Raw genomic sequence first — 16647 nt, forward strand, 5'->3', positions numbered from 1 at the left:
GCGTCATCACGCCAGTGCGGTCCGGCGAGGGCCGGGAAGCCGCATTCGGTGTCGGCCCACCAGGAGGCCAGCGCATGGTTGACATCAAGCGACTCGCTGAACGTCTCCATCCGCATGGACGTGCGTACGGCGCCGGTGTGCACCTGGCAGTACCAGGCGTGCAGGTTGAGTCGGCCGTCGGTGAGTTCGCGCTCGATGCACGGGTAGGAGCGCAGGCGTAGCAGCCGGGTCAGGATGTGGGCCTACACGCCCTGGGCGACTTCGGGGCCCTGGGCCGTGCCGACCGGGCGCGGGGAGGTGCGCGCGAGCCAGTCGCGTACGGCGGGTACGGCGTCCAGACCGTCGCCGCGGACCTTCTCGCCGACGGCGCCGCAGTGCGAGTGGCCGCAGACGAGGATGTCGCGGACGCCGAGGACTTCCACGGCTTACTCGATGGTGGCCGCCTCGCTGGTGGGGTGGAGCGAGGTGTGCGGCGGGACGAACCGGGAATCGGAGCAGGTGATGAACAGCGCCCGCGGGAACTGGCCTTCGGCCGGCTTGGCGAACTCCTCGGGGTGCTGTCCGAAAGTACGGGCGTTGTCGGTGAGGGGCTGCATGTGTGTGGGTTCCTCCTGGCGCGCCTGCATGGGCGCGTCGGACTTGAACGCCAGTGGGGGAGTGGAGAAGGCCCGGATCGCCGGGCCGTGGATGCGGGACTGGTTGTCAGCAGCGGAAGACATGAAGCGCAGGCGGGCGACTGCTCTGGAGTCCGGGCGGAGCGCGACTCTGATGGAGCGCGACGGGCGCGGAAACGGCTGGCAAGGACGGGGCGGGGACCGGCCGGGCCCCGCCCCGGGGACGGCCTCGTCCCGCACCACGACCGCAGCGTTCTGCGACGTCCCCCGACTGGGTGCCGCGAGCATGCCATGGCAGGCAGTTGGCCCAGGAATGATTTCGGGCGGAGACGTGGCGTCCCGGACGCGGCGTGGTCTCCGTGTGAAGCGCCACGCCACGTCGATCGCCTTACTCGAAGTCGCTGAAGTCGTCGTCCCCGTAGTGGTTGTTCACGACCGCTTCCGGTTTGTCGCCGCTCATCGCCTCGTTCAGGAGTGCGCCGCCGACCAGACCGGCTGCGCCGGCGCCGATCAGCGCGCCGGCACCGAAACGGCGCCCGCCCTGCTGCTGGGGGCTCGTGTCCTGGGCCGGGTATCCCTGTTGCTGGGGGCCTGTGTTCTGAACCGGGTAGCCCTGCTGAGGGTAGCCGGGTGCCTGCGCGTATTCAGCCTGCGGATAACCCGGCTGGTATGGGCTGTAGTAGGGCGGCGGGGTGGTCTGCACGCGCTGCGCGCAGGCGCCGCACACCTGCACAGGGCGGGACACGCCCCACTGGGGTGACCAGGTCACGGTCGTGGCGCCGGGGCCGTGGACCGGGTCGAAGAAGCACGTCATGGAAGATCTCCCTGTTGCTCGTGATGGTGCGGTGGACCGGCAGCTCCAGACATCGATCGCACCGGCGTCCGTGCTGTCCACGCGGGCGGCGCAGAAGCGTTTTCCTCGAAGCGGACCTGTCACAGTGACGGCACTGGTGAGGGCGGAGGCACCTCACCTTAGGTCTCCGTGCCGTAGCCGGGGCGACGCTAGGCACATCGGCTGGAGCAGATCCGAGAAGGGACAGTGGCGTCGTCGGCAGGCACCCGAGAGGCGGGATTCAGCCATGCGGCCGCGCCGCCGTGTGTGAATGCTCCGGTCACGAAAAAGGCTTCCCGTCGCCCTCCGCCGCCGTTGCCACTCGCCGTTGTCATGATCCCAGTGTCCGTGACCGACGATCGGGAACCCATCCGGCAGTCGGCCGGTTCGCCCCCGCCGGTCGGCTGGGCACCACCCGCCAGGCGGGGGAATGAACTGCCCGGTTTCGTAGAACTCAGTGACCTTGTTTCAGACGGACTGTGTGCGTGCTCCTGGTTGTGCGAGCAGGTTTCCTCGTACTCGGCTGGTGGCAGTAGCCGAGCGCGGAGTGCAGATGCTTTTCGTTTTACCACGTGACTCACGGGAAGATCCCCGCTTCATCTGGTCGACGTCGGTCCAGGGGCCTTGCGCCAGCTGCGCCCTGCTCTACCAGTCCCGTACCGGCTGCCAGTGGGACTACCTCCCCCTCGATCTACCACCGGTCGGCGCGGTGAAGTACTACTTCCACACGTGGCGCGACGACGGCACCGACCAGACCATCCACGACCTGCTGCGCTGGCAGGGCCGCGAGAGCCGGGGGCGCAAGGCGGACCCGAGCCTGGTGGTGCTCGACACCCAGAGCCTGCACGCGGCCGCCGGGGTGCCCGCCGGCACCACCGGAAGGGACGCGGCAAAAAAGTCCCAGGCCGCAAGCGCGGCCTGGCAGTTGATGTTCTCGGTCTGGTGATCGCGGTGGTGGTGCTGGCCGCGTCCGCGCACGACAACGCCGCCGGCATCGCGTTGCTGGACAAGGCCGCCGCCGACACCGACACGGTGCACAAGGCCCTGGTGGATCAGGGGTTCAAGACGACCGTCGTCGGCCACGGGCAGAAGGTGGGAAGTTCGAGGTTAGGGAGGCACTCTCGATGAGGGCGAATGCGACATGTCGTCTTCCGCAAACCTCGGCCTCCCTGGAGGGGGAGCAGAGCGCAGGGGGCGGCCGCTACGGCAGTCGCGCACTCAGCGATCGCAGGCACGCACACCGTCTGGCGCAAATCTATTCAGAGCCCACAGTTCTCAATATCAGAACCAACAACTGTTGGATTTCCAGATCGGCCATTTCTAGAGTGAGCACGCGACGTCGCACAGCACCGCGAACTCGCCAAGGCGTCCGAGAGGAGGAAGCTGATGCAGCATCGCATCCTCGGCGACCGGAACGTCTCCGCGATCGGCCCGCCCACTGGCTCGGCGTCGACGCGATCGGCTCGGTGAAATACGGAAGTTGCTCGACGAGGATGTCGTCATGATGGCCGGAATATCAAACGCCGCCGTCGCACAGATCGACACAACCCGCGCATTGCTCGGCGGTGGGCTCGTGTCGGTTCAGGACCAGTTCTCGCCCGCTTCCGCTCCAGCCGGGAAGAACTCGAGCACTGCACCAAGCTCGGCCTCGCCTTCCTGCCCTGGCGCCCGCTCGGCGGTATCGCGAACGCGAAGGGTCACGCAGAACGCTACAGCGCGATCCACCAGGCCGCCAACGAGACAGGCACCAACGTCCACCGCATCACGCACACCTGGGAACTCGCGCTCGCGCCCGCCGTCATCCCGATCCCCAGGGCCTCGCGCTCCGCAAGCATCCGCGACTTCGCAGCCGCGGCCGATCTCGAGCTCATAGCCGACCAGTTCGCACTTCCTTCGGTCTGAAACGTTCAAGTCACAGCGAAAGAGTCACATGAAGACCTTCATCCTGCCCGGCACCGACATGGTGGTCCCCAACGTCGTTCTTGGACTGATGCGCATCCAGAACATGACCGACGAGGCGGTGCGCAGGCTCGTGAACACTGCACGCGACACCGGCATCACGTTCCTCGATCACGCCGACGTATACGGCTCGGACGACCACGGTTGCGAGCGTCGGTTCGCTGAAGCCATGAAACTCAGCCTGGCGGAGCGTGAGCAGTTCGTCATTCAGTCGAAGGTTGGAATCGTCAAGGACGCGTCATACTTCGACTTCTCTCATCACCACATCATCGAGTCCGTGAACGGTTCACTCCGGGCACTGGACACGGACTATCTCGACATCCTGCTGCTGCACCGTCCCGACGCTCTCGTTGAGCCGGAGGAGGTGGCCCGTGCCTTCGACGAGCTGTCGGCGGCAGGCAAAGTCCGTGCCTTCGGCGTCTCCAACCACACCCCCCGACAACTCGACCTGCTGCGCAAACACGTGACGCAACCAATCGTGGCGAACCAGCTGCAGCTGTCGATCACTCACGCCCCGATGATCGCGCAGGGCGTCGCCGCGAATATGCAGGGCCTCGATCAGTCGGTCGTACGTGATGACGGAATCGTCGACTACTGCCGCCTGCACGACATCACCATTCAGGCGTGGTCGCCTTTCCAGGCCGGATTCTTCGACGGCCCGTTCCTCGGTTCCGAACGCTTCCCCGAGTTGAACGCCGTAATCGACCGGCTGAGCGACAAATACGGCGTGCCGGCCGAGGCGATCGCGGTCGCCTGGATCACGCGCCATCCCGCGCAGATACAGGTCGTGCTCGGCACGACCACGCCAGAACGTGTCAGGGCCGCCGCGCTTGGTTCAGACATCCCGCTCACCCGATCCGAATGGTATGAACTGTTCCGTGCCGCCGGATACAAAGTGCCCTAACCTCCGCGTTCGCACGAGGTGAGCTGTCCAGGAGTTGATCAGAAACGCGGAAAGTGCCCTTGACCTGCAACGATGGGACTTGCTGAGGGTCCTGTTGGCTGCAAGGAAAAGAGCACTTTCCAGGTGAGAGAGCCTATCTCGTCGTACCCGCGTGTCCGTGTCCAGGGAGACGGTCGGCGGGTGGCCTCGCTGGCCGGTGCGGTCCTGCTGCTGGAGACGGTCCGCAAGATCGGCCTTGACCAGGCGATATACACAGCCCTGGCGTCCTGGCGCAAGCCGCGGGCCGTCCACGATCCTGGGAAGATCCTTCTGGACCTTGCTCTGGCGGTCGCACTGGGCGGGGACTGCCTCGCGGACGTCGCGATGCTGAGGTGTGAGCCGGCTGTCTTCGGGCCGGTCGCTTCCGACCCGACGGTCTCCCGCCTGATCGACACCCTCGCCGGCTCCGACGAGAAAGCCCTGCAGGCCATCCGGTCCGCACGGGCCGAAGTCCGCAGCCGGGTCTGGTCGTTGGCGGGCAAGAACGCCCCGGACACTGATGGACGGGTCACGGTCGACATCGACGGCGTCCTCGTGATGGCGCACTCCGACAAGGAGGATGCGGCCGCGACCTGGAAGAAGACCTACGGCCATCACCCCCTGACGGCCTTCGTCGACCACGGCCCGGGCGGAACCGGAGAGCCGGTCGCCGCTGTCCTCAGACCAGGTAACGCGGGCTCGAACACGGCCGCCGACCACATCACCACCGCCCAACGGGCCCTGGCTCAACTGCCGAAGAAGTACCGGCGAGGACGGCATGACGCTGATCCGCACGGACTCCGCCGGCGGCACCCACGACTTCGTGTCCTGGCTCGCGAAGCGAGGCCGATGGCTGTCCTACTCGGTCGGCATGGTGATCACCGAGGCGATCCACCAGCACGTGCTGAAGATCCCCGGCCCGGCATGGACGCCGGCCGTCGAGGCCGACGGCCAGGTCCGCGACGGAGCCTGGGTCGCCGAGCTCACGGGCAAGCTGCTGGACGGCTGGCCCAGCGGCATGCGGCTGATCGTCCGCAAGGAACGACCTCACCCCGGCGCCCAGTTGAGAATCGCGGACGCGGACGGCATGCGGATCACCTGCTTCGCTACCAATACGACCGGTCGACCGGTCGGCCGATCGCCGAGCTCGAGCTCCGTCACCGTCTGCGGGCCCGAGCGGAGGACCGGATCCGGGCCGCCCGGTCCAATGGCCTGCGCAACCTGCCCCTCCACCACACCGCGCAGAACAAGGTCTGGCTGGAGATCGTCCAGATCGCACTCGACCTGCTGGCCTGGATGCCCATGCTCGCTCTGACCGGCAAAGCCCGACTCTGGGAACCCCGTCGCCTGCGGCTCTGCCTGTTCTCCGCGGCCGGACAGCTCGTCACCACCGGCCGGCGCCGCATCCTCCGCCTCGCCCACCACTGGCCCTGGGCCCGTGCCATCACCGACGCCCTCGAACGGCTCGCACTCCTGCCGAACCCCGGATGACCAGCGGACTCACCCGTCCCTGCGAGAAGTGGATCCAGCCCGGAGCAGTGGAACCCGGCGTCCACCCGAGACGACACCCGGGCCCTCAGCCTGCCCGCCCTCCACCACCGACAACGAAATGGGCCGCCGACTTCGTCGACGGCCCATCACGAAAGTTCGAGGCTAATGCAGAGGTACACGTGATGGTGCGCGCCCTCGGCGGGCTATGGCACCGAATCTGACGGCCGGCGGCACGTATCAGGTGGTCGAGGCAATTGCTCGGGTGACGGCCGTGATCGCCGGGGTGGGGCGGCCGGGGAGCCGCGCCACGAGAACCCGGCGGATCTCGGGAGGTGCGCCTTCGACGTGCAGCAGGCTCACCCCGGGCGGCAGCATCGGCGAGAGCCGGGAGGGGACCGTTGTCACCCCGAAGCCAGCGGCGACCAGCTGAAGCTTCGTCAGCCAGTCGCGCGCGCAGTGGACGATGTCCGGCCGTCCGGGCAGGCCAGGCCAGACGCCGAGCAGTGGCTCGGCGTTCGACGCCGGGGCGGCAATCCACGGGGCGTCGATCAGTTCGTCGACGTGCACCGTGGTGCGGCCGGCGAACTCTCCGGTCGAAGGCACCGCCACGACCAGTTCGGTGTCCGTAACGGTCTCGACGTGCAGGCGCGGCGACTCGCCGTCCAAAGGCCGGTGGGGCGGGCGGGACGTCAGCACGGCAAGGTCGATCGAGCCCGCGCGCAGTGCCCGGACCAGGGAGGGCGTGGTGCCCTCGGTAGTCGTGACCGTGATCTGCGGGTCGGTCGCCGCGAGGCGGGTGAGTGAGAGAGGCAGGATGGCCGCGCCCGCGCTCAGGAACAGTCCGAGCCGCACCACTTCGGTACGCGAGACGGTGCCGGTGAGGTCGCGCTCGGCCGCCGTCAGACAGTCCAGGATCGTGCGAGCGTGGCGCAACAGAGTCAGACCCGCGGGGGTGAGCCGCACTCCGTCAGGGCGGCGTTCGAACAGGGCGGCGCCCGCGCTTCGTTCGAGGGCGGCGGCCTGGCGTGAGACCGCCGACTGTGTGTAGCCGAGCCGGGTGGCTGCTGCGGTGAAGCTGCCGGACTCGGCGATCTGCCGCAGGACCCGTAGGCCTGTGCTGGAGATGTCCATGCGGGATACGCATACCACAGATGCTTGATCGTCGCTTCCCGCATGCCCGCCGGGTTCCTAGTGTCGATCCCGACGAACACGGACGAACACGGAGGTCATCACGTGCGAGCAGCAGTTCTGACGCAGTTCGGTGCCCCGCTCACGGTGCGGGAGGTTCCCGACCCCGAGGCCGGCGGCGGCGAGGTGGTGGTCGAGGTCCTCGCCGCCAGCGTGGCGCCCTACGCGGCTGAGGTCTTCAGCGGCGAGCGGAACTACCCCCTGGTCCCTCCCGTCGTGCCCGGGATCGGCGGCGTGGGACGGGTCGTCCACGTGGGCCCGGACGCCACCCGGCTGGGCCCCGGCGACCTGGTGTGGTGCGACTCGACGGTGCGCTCGCGGGATGACGCCCTGACGCCCGACATCACGCTCCAGGGCTGGAGTTCCCGCGGCGAGGGCGGCGCGCGCCTCGCCCGGTACCTGCACGACGGATCGTTCGCCGAGCTCATGCGGGTCCCGACGGAGAACGTCTTCCCGCTCCCCGCAGCGGCGGGGGACGACCCGGCCCGCTGGGCCGCGCTCGGCGTGCACGTCATCCCTTACGGCGGGCTGCTGGCCGGCGGGCTCGCAGCCGGTGAGACGCTGCTCGTCAACGGGGCTACCGGCAACCTCGGCAGCAGTGCGGTTGCGGTCGCGCTCGCCATGGGGGCGGGCCGCGTGGTCGCCCCAGGCCGCAACCAGGCCGCGCTCGACCTCCTCGCCGACCGGTTCGGTCCGCTCGTGCGCCCGGTCGCGCTCACCGGGGACGAGGCCGGCGACCGCGCGGCGATGTCCGCGGCGGCCGACGGCCCGATCGACATGGTGATCGACCTGCTACCGCCGAGCGCACCCAGCTCGGCAGCGCGCACGGCAGCCATGACCGTGCGCGAATACGGCCGCGTCGTTCTCATGGGCGGCGTCGGCATGCTCGGTGGCGACGACCTCGCCCTCCCGTACCCATGGATCATGCGCAACTCGATCACCGTGCGCGGCCAGTGGATGTACCCGCGTACAGCGAACGTCGGCATCATCAGGCTCCTCGCCTCGGGCACCCTGGACCTCGCCGCCGAACGGGTCCGGTCGTTCGGCCTCAACGCCGTCAACGACGCCGTCACGTACGCCGCCTCACATGGTGGCCCGTTCGACCGCACCACCCTCACCCCACCGGCTCGCTGAGACCGTGTTTGGGATCTGCAGCGATGCCGGCCACGTGGTGTGCCACACGCGGAAGTCCGTGCCTGGGGGCGAGCCGTACCTTCCCGGCCGCGTTGCCCATGATGATCAGGCATGAGAAGGTGCCGCAGTCGGAGTCGCCGAGGGCCAACCCCGCCCCGCCGCACTCGCAGGTGACCTCCACCCTCGCACGGCGGAAGGACAAGCCCGCTTCTTGCCGGCGTCGAAGCCCCTGGTGGCGGCCGGGACGGTGTCGGCGGTGCTGATCGACTGCGAGTCGATCAGCCCGGCACTCGGCTCGGCTTGGCGGCCATCAGCCTCACGAACCTTGCTCCGCGGGGCGTCGTGGATCCGTCCGACCGTGCCGTCGCCGTGCCACCAGGTGAAGTACCAGTACACGGTCTGCCAGGGAGCGAATCCCTCGGCAACTGCCTCCAAGCGCACCCAGTACGGACCACATAGCGGTCGCCGGCCAGCAGGTCGAGCGTCACCTCGGCGCCGAATCGCGAAGCGCCGATGCCGAGCCGGGTGTCACCAGGTGTGGCCGTGGCCGAGTTGGATGAGGGCCAGGTCGAGCATGTCGACGAAGAAGTCCGCGGCGGCGGTGTCGATGCACAGCGGTGGCTTGATCTTCAGGATGTTGAGGTGGTCGCCGGTGGGCTGGACGATGACCCCGAGGTCGAGCATGCGGTCGCAGAGTTCGGCGGTCTCTTCGGTGGCGGGTTCCAGGTTGGTGCGGTCCCGGACGAGTTCGAGGCCGAGGTAGAGGCCCGAGCCGTGGACGGCGCCGATGATGCCGTAGCGGTCGGCCAGTGTCTCGAGCCGGCGCTTCAGATGGCCGCCGACGCGCACCGCGTTGCCCTGGAGGTCCTCGTCGCGCAGGGTGTCCAGGACGGTGAGGCCCACGACGCTGGAGACCGGGCTGCCACCGGTGGAGGAGAAGAAGTAGCCCTGGTCGCGGTACCGGTCCGCGACCGACTTGGACGTGATGACGGCGCCGAGGGGGTGTCCGTTGCCCATGGCCTTGGCGACACAGACGATGTCGGGGATGACCCGCTGCTGCTCGAAGCCCCAGAACCAGTGTCCCAGGCGGCCGTAGCCGACTTGGACCTCGTCGGCGACGGCGAGGCCGCCGTGACGGCGGACAGCCGCGTACACCTGGGCGAGATAGTCGTCGGGGAGGGCGACGCCTCCGGCGTTGCCGTAGTAGGTCTCGCCGATGAACGCTCCTGCCGGGCGGCCGGAAGCGGCCAGTTCGTTGATCACCCCGACGGCCTCGGGTCCGTAGCGCCCGGCGTCCGTCCCGCGGTGCCGGCCTCGGTAGGAGTTGGGCGAGTCCACGGTGTGGACCCAGCTCGGGCGGGTGGCGAGGGCGTTCGGGTTGTCCTGGAGCGAGGTGGAGACCGCGTCGGAGGCGTACGTCCAGCCGTGGTACGCCTCGCGCAGTGCGACAACATCGTGCTGCCCTGAGGCCCCGACGGCCAGCCGGATGCCCAGGTCCACCGCCTCGGAACCGGAGTTGACCAGGAACACCGTGTCCAGAGGCTCGGGAAGCAGTCCGGCGAGACGTTCGGTGAACTCCACCACGGAGGCGTAGTGGAATCGCGAGTTGGTGTTGAGCCGTCGCAGCTGCCGGGAAACCGCCCGCTCGACCCGGGGGTGGGCGTGGCCCAACGGGGTGACGTTGTTGACGATGTCGAGGTACGAGCGGCCGTCGGTGGACAGGAGATGGTGGCGCCAGCCTCGTTCGATCTGGGGAGGGTTGGCGTAGTAGTGCTCCTGTACGGTCGCGAACGCGGCGTCGCGCCGGTCGAGCAGGTCCCTCTCGCACGTGCGGTCGGAGTCGACCGGGAGGCCGAGGAGCGGGGCGGGGTCGGCGGTGAGCGCGAGCCAGCCGGCGGCGTACTCGGGACGGACCAGGCGCGGGGCGGCGGGGCCGTCGGCGTCACGCAACGCAACGTGGACCGAGGCGCCGGAGCTGAGCTGGACGATGTCCTCGCCCGCCTGCACCGTCGCACCGGTGCTGACCACGGGCTGGATCGCGCGGGGGAAGGACAGCGACAGCGCCTGCGCGCCGTAGGTGAGGTCCACGCGGCCCGGCGCCGCGGCGAGGACCCTGCCCGCGGCGGGCGCCTGCACCACGGCATCCCGGCCGAGCCAGAGGTCGATTCCGGTGGGCACCGTGGCGGTGGAGACCGCCGACAGTGCCGGTGTCCGAGTGAGCCGCGCATGTGCGTACCGGGTGGCGACGGAGGCTGCTCCGTCCGCGAGCGCGGCGGCCGCCAGCCTGTCCTCGGTGCCGGCGTCCATCCAGGCTCCGTGGTCCATGGAATCGGCGTCGGTGGACAGGTCGAGGAGGGTGACGTCGCCGGCGGCGAGGTCCCGCAGGAGAGGGCGCACCGGCGTATCGGCCTGCGTGGTCCGGGCAGGCACGTCGGCCATGCCGGTCACGCCCCTGACGAGGTGGATCATCACCGGCAGGGGCAGCCAGGTGGCCTGTTCGAATATGCGCCACTCGCGGTCGAGTGCGGCCTTCGCGTAGGCGTTGTCCTCGTCGACGGCAGCCTGCTGCCTCCCGCTGGCGACCAGCACGGAGGCGCGCAGGACCACGAGCGGCCACAACGCCTCCGCCTCCTCGGGGGAGAGAGGCCGAACGGCGTGGAAGGCGCGGACGGCCGGCAGTACGTGGTGAGGCTCGATCCCGTCGTGGTGGAGCAGTGAGGACAGTGTCACGGCAAGTTCGCCGACCGCCCAGCTCGTGGTCACGTCACCGAAGTCGATGACTCCGTCCGGCATCGGCGGACGGGTGTCAGGACGGCGGATGAGATTGTCGTCGGTGAGGTCCAGGTGCACGGCCTGCGACGGCAGCGCGGCGGCGAGCTTCTGGACGTGTGCCCAGGCCTCGGCGGTCGCGTTCTGGACGGCGGCACGCTGGTCGGGCTCGTCGATGTGCCCGGCGAGCTTGGCGACGACGCGATCAGCGTGCTGCGGGTCCCACTGGAGAACGCGGTCGAGGCCCGGATGCCGGAAGTCGCGCAGGGCGGTGCTGACCTTTCCGGCGATCGTGCCCATGGCCGCCACCGTGGTAGGTGACAGGTGCCGGGGTCCCGAGAGTGCGCCGCCGGGCAGGTAGCGCAGCAGTCGCGCGACGGCCGGACCCGTCTCAGTGTCCACCGTCGTGCGACGCGGGGAGCCGTCAGGGCCGCGCAGGACGGTGGCGATGCGCAGTTCCGGGCGGGCCGAGGCGATCAGGTCGGCTGCCGCGTCCTGGGCTTCGATCTCCACAGTGCTGAAGGCAGGGTTGGCGATCTTCAGAATCGCCGCGGGCGTCCCATCGTCGGCGTACAGCAGGAAGTTGGCGTCCTGCTGGCTGCCCAGCGACTGCGCGCGAGCGGTGATGCCGAGGTGTTCGGCAGCGATGAGCTCAGCCTCGGCCGGTGCCACGCGGGGTACGGGAAGGGCGTCCTCGGTGAAGAAGTCGATCGTGCGGTACTCGTCGGGCAGCATGCAGGGTTCCTCGGCTGGTGCGGGCAAACAGGGCTGGGACGCTCGGATGCCTCAGTCGACATGCCACAAGAAGCGGTGAGTGTGAATCCCGAAGTAGGGGAAGTTCTCCAGGGATGCGACACCCTCGATGGGCCGCACGACGTCGTTGATGAAGTCCAGAAGATCTCGAGGCTGACTGCACACCACCTCCGCGAACAGGTCGAAGCCGCCGGACGTCAGGACCGTGTACACCACTTCGTCGTGCCGGGCCAGCTCATCGGCGACCGCCCGGGGATCGCCGTCGATGCGCAAGCCCAGGAGCGCCATTGTCTGCTGGCCCATGGTCATCGGATCGGTCACTCCGACGACCTGGACCGCGTTCGTGTCGATCAGCCGCTGCAGCCGGAGCCTCGCGGCCGAGGGTGACAACCCCACCTTCGGCCCCAGATCGGCGTAAGGGATCCGGCCGTCGACCTGCAGCTCTCGCAGGATGGCCCGGTCGATCTCGTCCATGAAGCACCTCTCTCGCCTACGCGAACGGCAGGCATTGCGCTTGCTTCAAGCACAATGCCGGATCGCTGCGCTCGATTCAAGCGTGAAGACGATCGAATCGAGCGAAGTGCACATACGCTTTGGGCGGAGATCTTATGGGATTGTCCCGATGGGGTGATTTCGCGTGGTTCTGCGGTGTGGCTGCCCGGGCTGGCTTCTACCGTCGTCGGCGTTGAGCCCGCCGTGGGCGCGGGCACCGTTGCGGGGTGGGTGGCGTGGTGCCGTCGTTGATCGAGGCACTTGAGGCCAGGGAAGTAGCGGCTTGTGGCCGGGCCGATCGGCTGCGCGAGCAGATCGCCGGGATTTCCGAGGAGTTGTCGCAGGCGGAGGCGGAGCTGTCGTGGCTTTCGGATCACGCGGGAGGCCGTGGACGATGTGCTGTCCGACGGCCCGGCGCGGCCGCGGACCCGGTGGGGGATGTGGAGGCGGCGGTGGCGCCGTTGACGGATCTGGCGGCGATGATGCTCGCTGCGCAGGCGTCCGGGACGCCACGGTGACCGCGCCGGCCTACCGTCGGATCCTGGTGGCGTTCGCCGAGGCTGAGGGGCCGTTGCGGTGCAAGGAGTGTGCACCCGCTGTGGGGCTGGGGACACAGGCCAATCACGTCGAGGGCATGCGGTCGAAGCTGAAGCGGCTGGTCGAACGCCGGATCCTCGTTTAGGCCGAGTCGGGGCTGTTCGCGCTGGTCCCGGCCGGGTGCCCGGTGAGCGGCGGGAGCGGGGCGGATCTGGTGACCGCGGAAACCGAGTTCGCGGCCTCCCGCCGCCTGTTCGAGTCCGTCGTCGACGAACTGGCATCCACCGACGCGGCCTCCTTGACGCACTCGCAGTTGGAGGACCTGCTGGGCTCGCGGATCCGGGAAGTGACCCGGCAGCTGTTCCAGGACCATCTGCGGCTGCGGGAGCTGACCGAGCAGCGGCTGCCCGAAGCGGTGGACGCGAGCGGTGGGGAGCGCACGAGGATCGAGCGGAGCCGTTCGCTGACCCTGGCCACGGTGTTCGGGAAGGTGATGGTGACCCGGATCGCCTACCGCGGCAGCTCGGTGGCCGATCTGCACCCGGCCGACGCGGTGCTGAACCTGCCGGCGGGGATGCACAGCCACGTGCTGGCCAAGCTCGCGGCGATCGAGGCGTCGAGGGGCTCGTTCGCCGAGGCATGCGAGCGGATCAACGCCGTGACGGGCGCCGGGATCGGCCACCGGCAGGTCCAGGAACTCGCGGTGGCCGCTGCCGCCGACATCGACGACTTCTACGACGCCTTGATGCCCGCCCCGTGCACCGACGTGACCACGCTGGTGATCTCGGTCGACGGCAAGGGCGTGGTGATAAGGCCGGAGGCGCTGCGCGAGGCCACCGCCAAAGCCGCCGTGGCCAAGGGCGGCAACAAGATGAAGTCCCGCCTTGCCGCCGGCGAGAAGCACAGCCGCAAGCGCATGGCCACCCTGGCAGCGGTCTACGACGCCGAGCCCGCCAAGCGCGGCGTCGACGACATCATCACCGACCCCGACGACGGTGACAGTGACGGGCACGAACGCCGTCCCGGGCCCAAGGCCAGGTCCAAGTGGCTGACCGGCTCAGTCGACGACATCGCCGCCCAGGTCGTGGCCACCGCGTTCGACCAGGCCGAGCACCGCGACCCCACCCACCGCCGGTGCTGGGTCGTGCTCGTGGACGGCGCCCGCCACCAACTCGACCTCATCACCGCCGAGGCCGAACGCCGGGGCGTGACGGTGCACATCGTCATCGACCTCATCCACGTGCTCGAATACCTCTGGGACGCGGCCTGGTGCCTGCACCAGGCCGGCGACCCGGCCGCCGAAGCCTTCGTCGCACCTCACGCCCCCACCATCCTCGGCGGTGGCGCCGAACAGGTCGCGGCCGCGCTGCAGACAGCCGCCCGCGCCGCCCGGCCGAAGAAGAACCGCCGCAAGGGCATCGACGACGCCGTCGGCTACCTGCGCAACAAGGCCGCCTACCTGTGCTACGACACCGCGCTCGAACGCGGCTGGCCCATCGCGACGAGAATCATCGAGGGCGCCTGCCGCCACCTGGTCAAAGACCGACTCGACAACACCGGGGCCCGCTGGGGACTCGCCGGCGCCGAGGCCGTTCTCAAGCTCCGCGCCCTGCGCGCCAAAGGCGACTTCAACACCTACTGGAGCTGGCACGAGAAGCAGGAGTACGCCCGCAACCATCAGGCCCGCTACCGCGACCAACTCACACTCACGGCCTGATCGACAACACCCTCATTGGATCTGCACCCGAACGCTTTCGACTACGTCATCGCCATCGACTACAACCGGTTCAGGGGTACCGGGTGTGTCAATTTAACGGCTGATCTTGGTTGTTGATGGTCAGTTGTTGCTCGGAGTCAGGCGGCCCTCGAAAGCGATCTGGAACGCGTTCAGGGGTGCTTTCCAGCGCATGGTCCACCGCTTGCGGCCCTTCCCCGTCGGGTCCAGGCTCATCAGCGCCATGTAGATGCACTTGAGAGCGGCGGCTTCGTTGGGGAAGTGTCCGCGAGCGCGGACGGACCTGCGGATGCGGGCGTTGACGCTCTCGATCGCGTTCGTGCTGCAGATGACCTTGCGGATCTCGACGTCGAAGGAGAGGAAGGGCACGAACTCAGCCCAGGCGTCCGACCACAGCTTCACGATCGCCGGATACTTCCGGCCCCAGGACTCCTGGAACTCCAGGAACCGCTCGGTGGCCGCGTCCTCGCTGGGTGCGGTGTAGATGGGTTTGAGGGCCCCTGCGACCTTGTCCCAGTCCTGACGGGCGGCGTAGCGGAACGAGTTCCGCAGCAGGTGAACCACGCACGTCTGGACAATCGTGCGAGGCCAGACGGTCTCCACGGCCTCGGGAAGGCCCTTGAGCCCGTCGCAGACCAGCATCAGCACGTCGTCCAGGCCGCGGTTCTTCAGCTCGGTGAACACGTGCAGCCAGTACTTGGCGCCCTCGCCGCCATCGCCGGCCCAGATGCCGAGGATGTCGCGGGTGCCGTCCACGGTCACCGCCATCACGACGTAGACCGGACGGTTCGCGACCTTCCCGTCCCTGATCTTGACGTTGATGGCGTCCACGAACAGGACCGGATAGACGCGGTCGAGCGGCCGGTTCTGCCACTCGGCCATGCCCTCCATCACTTTGTCGGTGATGGTGGAGACGGTCTGCTTGGACACCTCGGCGCCGTACACCTCGGCGAGGTGAGCCGATATCTCCCCGTGGGTAAGGCCCTTCGCGGACAAAGAGAGCACCATCTCATCGACGCCGGTCAGGCGCCGCTGCCGCTTTTTGACGATCTGCGGCTCGAAGCTGCCGGCGGTATCACGCGGCACCTTCACCTCGACCGGCCCGACGTCGGTCAGCACCGTCTTGGCACGGGTGCCGTTACGGCTGTTGCCGTTGTTCTTCCCTGCCGGATCATGCTTCTCATAACCGAGGTGATCGGTGATCTCGCCTTCCAGGGCAGATTCCAAGACCCGCTTGGTCAGCTGCTGCAGCAGCCCACCCTGCCCGGTCAGCTGCAGCCCCTCCGACCGGGCCCGCTCCACCAGCATCGCGACCAGTTGCTCGTCGGACACGGACGCAGGCTGCCCCGACTGGGCACTCTCGACAGGCTCCACGGTCTCCAACTCCACGGCGGTGTCAGTCACTTGACGTCGCTCCCATGATCGTCGGATCCGCCGTTAGATTTACACTCCCGGGGTACCCCGCCCCACGATCCCGACCCGTCCTGAAGGCGAGGAGAAGGGCGGCGGCATCTGGCTGCACGGGGACCACCAAGACGGCAGATTGGCCTGTATCACCGTGCCCGAATCCGGTATGAGGCACCTGCTGCGAGTACTCGATCCGGCCCAGGAGCCCACGGTGATGGTGGGCGACAGGGGCGCATCTGAGCACCTGGGGGCAATCGGAGGAAAGCCCTGACGCCCAGTGACGTCCTCTTGGGGGAGAGTGGAGTTGCCCCTGGAGACACCGTGCGTGAGACCACTGCGAGCATCTCCATGCTCACAGGAGCCGTCGTGGTGAGCAAGACCTCCTGGGGGCGGGCCCTGCGTGCAGGCTGCGCACGCAGGGCCGCGCTGGCCGCGGGCACCATGGACGACAACCAGCGACGCTCCCAACGGGCGACCGGCTGCGCACCGTTCTGAGGCCCGGTGAGCGGGCCGCGGCGCCGTGGAGACCCGCGGTGGTCGGCGCAATACCTGGTCACGCTCGACGACACCTGCAGCGGCGATGCTGAGTACACCACCGATGTGCCGCGCGACCGCGCCACGCGGTCGGCAGAACACGCGGATGCCACCCGTGTATGGCTCGCAGGGTTGTTGCGACCGGCGGCTGACCACCGTTCAGGAAGCGCTCCCAGAAGGCGACGGTGGTTTGAACCTTGTGTGTGCGATGTGTCACTCGTGACGTGATTTACAGGACTGAAACACAGAGGTCTTCCCTGCAAGCAAGAAAACCTCCAGA

The 16647-nt window shown here is 68.5% G+C and carries 11 protein-coding genes and 3 pseudogenes; 8 read left to right on the top strand and 6 right to left on the bottom strand.

Features of this window, described 5'->3' with window-relative positions:
• Nucleotides 1-122: 122 nt before the first annotated feature.
• Together N8I84_RS40730 and N8I84_RS40735 are read right to left on the bottom strand one after the other, a co-directional pair.
• Nucleotides 123-596: pseudogene (locus N8I84_RS40730) on the bottom strand (carbonic anhydrase); the annotation flags it as partial.
• A gap of 406 nt (nt 597-1002) precedes the next feature.
• Nucleotides 1003-1428: a hypothetical protein gene (locus tag N8I84_RS40735; RefSeq protein WP_263234544.1), complete on the bottom strand. Its 426-nt coding sequence runs from the start codon at nt 1426-1428 to the stop codon at nt 1003-1005.
• A gap of 655 nt (nt 1429-2083) precedes the next feature.
• On the opposite strand from N8I84_RS40735, the pseudogene N8I84_RS40740 reads away from it, so the two are divergent.
• The 4 genes and pseudogenes from N8I84_RS40740 to N8I84_RS40750 form a co-directional block, all read left to right on the top strand.
• A pseudogene (locus N8I84_RS40740) lies at nt 2084-2544 on the top strand (transposase); the annotation flags it as partial.
• A 558-nt stretch (nt 2545-3102) separates the two neighbouring features.
• Complete coding sequence (locus tag N8I84_RS43320; RefSeq protein ID WP_390899081.1) at nt 3103-3348, top strand: aldo-keto reductase family protein; 246 nt, start codon at nt 3103-3105, stop codon at nt 3346-3348.
• 28 nt (nt 3349-3376) lie between these two features.
• A complete protein-coding gene (locus N8I84_RS40745; RefSeq protein ID WP_263234545.1) occupies nt 3377-4309 on the top strand; it encodes an aldo/keto reductase in 933 nt (310 codons plus the stop codon).
• Nucleotides 4310-4432: 123 nt separating this feature from the next.
• A pseudogene (locus N8I84_RS40750) lies at nt 4433-5818 on the top strand (IS1380 family transposase).
• 237 nt (nt 5819-6055) lie between these two features.
• Here N8I84_RS40750 and N8I84_RS40755 read toward each other — a convergent pair.
• A complete protein-coding gene (locus N8I84_RS40755) occupies nt 6056-6949 on the bottom strand; it encodes a LysR family transcriptional regulator (protein ID WP_263234546.1) in 894 nt (297 codons plus the stop codon).
• A gap of 102 nt (nt 6950-7051) precedes the next feature.
• Here N8I84_RS40755 and N8I84_RS40760 point away from each other — a divergent pair, with 102 nt between their 5' ends.
• Complete coding sequence (locus N8I84_RS40760; protein ID WP_263234547.1) at nt 7052-8140, top strand: zinc-binding alcohol dehydrogenase family protein; 1089 nt, start codon at nt 7052-7054, stop codon at nt 8138-8140.
• A gap of 528 nt (nt 8141-8668) precedes the next feature.
• Here N8I84_RS40760 and N8I84_RS40765 read toward each other — a convergent pair.
• Both N8I84_RS40765 and N8I84_RS40770 read right to left on the bottom strand, forming a co-directional pair.
• On the bottom strand, nt 8669-11644 hold the full coding sequence (locus N8I84_RS40765; protein WP_263234548.1) for an aminotransferase: 2976 nt from the start codon (nt 11642-11644) through the stop codon (nt 8669-8671).
• A gap of 51 nt (nt 11645-11695) precedes the next feature.
• Nucleotides 11696-12136, bottom strand: coding sequence for an Lrp/AsnC family transcriptional regulator (locus tag N8I84_RS40770; RefSeq protein WP_263234549.1), 441 nt, complete (start codon nt 12134-12136; stop codon nt 11696-11698).
• A 245-nt stretch (nt 12137-12381) separates the two neighbouring features.
• Between N8I84_RS40770 and N8I84_RS40775 the strand changes: the two genes are divergently transcribed.
• Nucleotides 12382-12672 (top strand): hypothetical protein, encoded by a 291-nt coding sequence (locus N8I84_RS40775; protein WP_263234550.1) that lies wholly within the window; start codon nt 12382-12384, stop codon nt 12670-12672.
• 233 nt (nt 12673-12905) lie between these two features.
• Complete coding sequence (locus N8I84_RS40780; protein WP_263234551.1) at nt 12906-14408, top strand: ISKra4 family transposase; 1503 nt, start codon at nt 12906-12908, stop codon at nt 14406-14408.
• Nucleotides 14409-14528: 120 nt separating this feature from the next.
• On the opposite strand, the gene N8I84_RS40785 is transcribed toward N8I84_RS40780, so the two are convergent.
• Nucleotides 14529-15734, bottom strand: a complete 1206-nt coding sequence (locus N8I84_RS40785; protein WP_263235046.1) for an IS256 family transposase — start codon at nt 15732-15734, stop codon at nt 14529-14531.
• A gap of 420 nt (nt 15735-16154) precedes the next feature.
• Here N8I84_RS40785 and N8I84_RS40790 point away from each other — a divergent pair, with 420 nt between their 5' ends.
• Nucleotides 16155-16328, top strand: coding sequence for a hypothetical protein (locus N8I84_RS40790; protein WP_263234552.1), 174 nt, complete (start codon nt 16155-16157; stop codon nt 16326-16328).
• Nucleotides 16329-16647: the final 319 nt, after the last annotated feature.

Origin of the sequence: Streptomyces cynarae, from assembly GCF_025642135.1 — a bacterium.
GTDB classification, from domain to species: domain Bacteria; phylum Actinomycetota; class Actinomycetes; order Streptomycetales; family Streptomycetaceae; genus Streptomyces; species Streptomyces cynarae.

What these genes read in the sequence shown, in the direction of transcription:
- N8I84_RS40755 (WP_263234546.1), bottom strand. Translation starts at nt 6,949, where the DNA reads ATGGACATCTCCAGCACAGGCCTACGGGTCCTGCGGCAGATCGCCGAG.
- N8I84_RS40765 (WP_263234548.1), bottom strand. Translation starts at nt 11,644, where the DNA reads ATGCTGCCCGACGAGTACCGCACGATCGACTTCTTCACCGAGGACGCC.
- N8I84_RS40770 (WP_263234549.1), bottom strand. Translation starts at nt 12,136, where the DNA reads ATGGACGAGATCGACCGGGCCATCCTGCGAGAGCTGCAGGTCGACGGC.
- N8I84_RS40785 (WP_263235046.1), bottom strand. Translation starts at nt 15,734, where the DNA reads ATGCTGGTGGAGCGGGCCCGGTCGGAGGGGCTGCAGCTGACCGGGCAG.
- N8I84_RS40735 (WP_263234544.1), bottom strand. Translation starts at nt 1,428, where the DNA reads ATGACGTGCTTCTTCGACCCGGTCCACGGCCCCGGCGCCACGACCGTG.
- N8I84_RS40745 (WP_263234545.1), top strand. Translation starts at nt 3,377, where the DNA reads ATGAAGACCTTCATCCTGCCCGGCACCGACATGGTGGTCCCCAACGTC.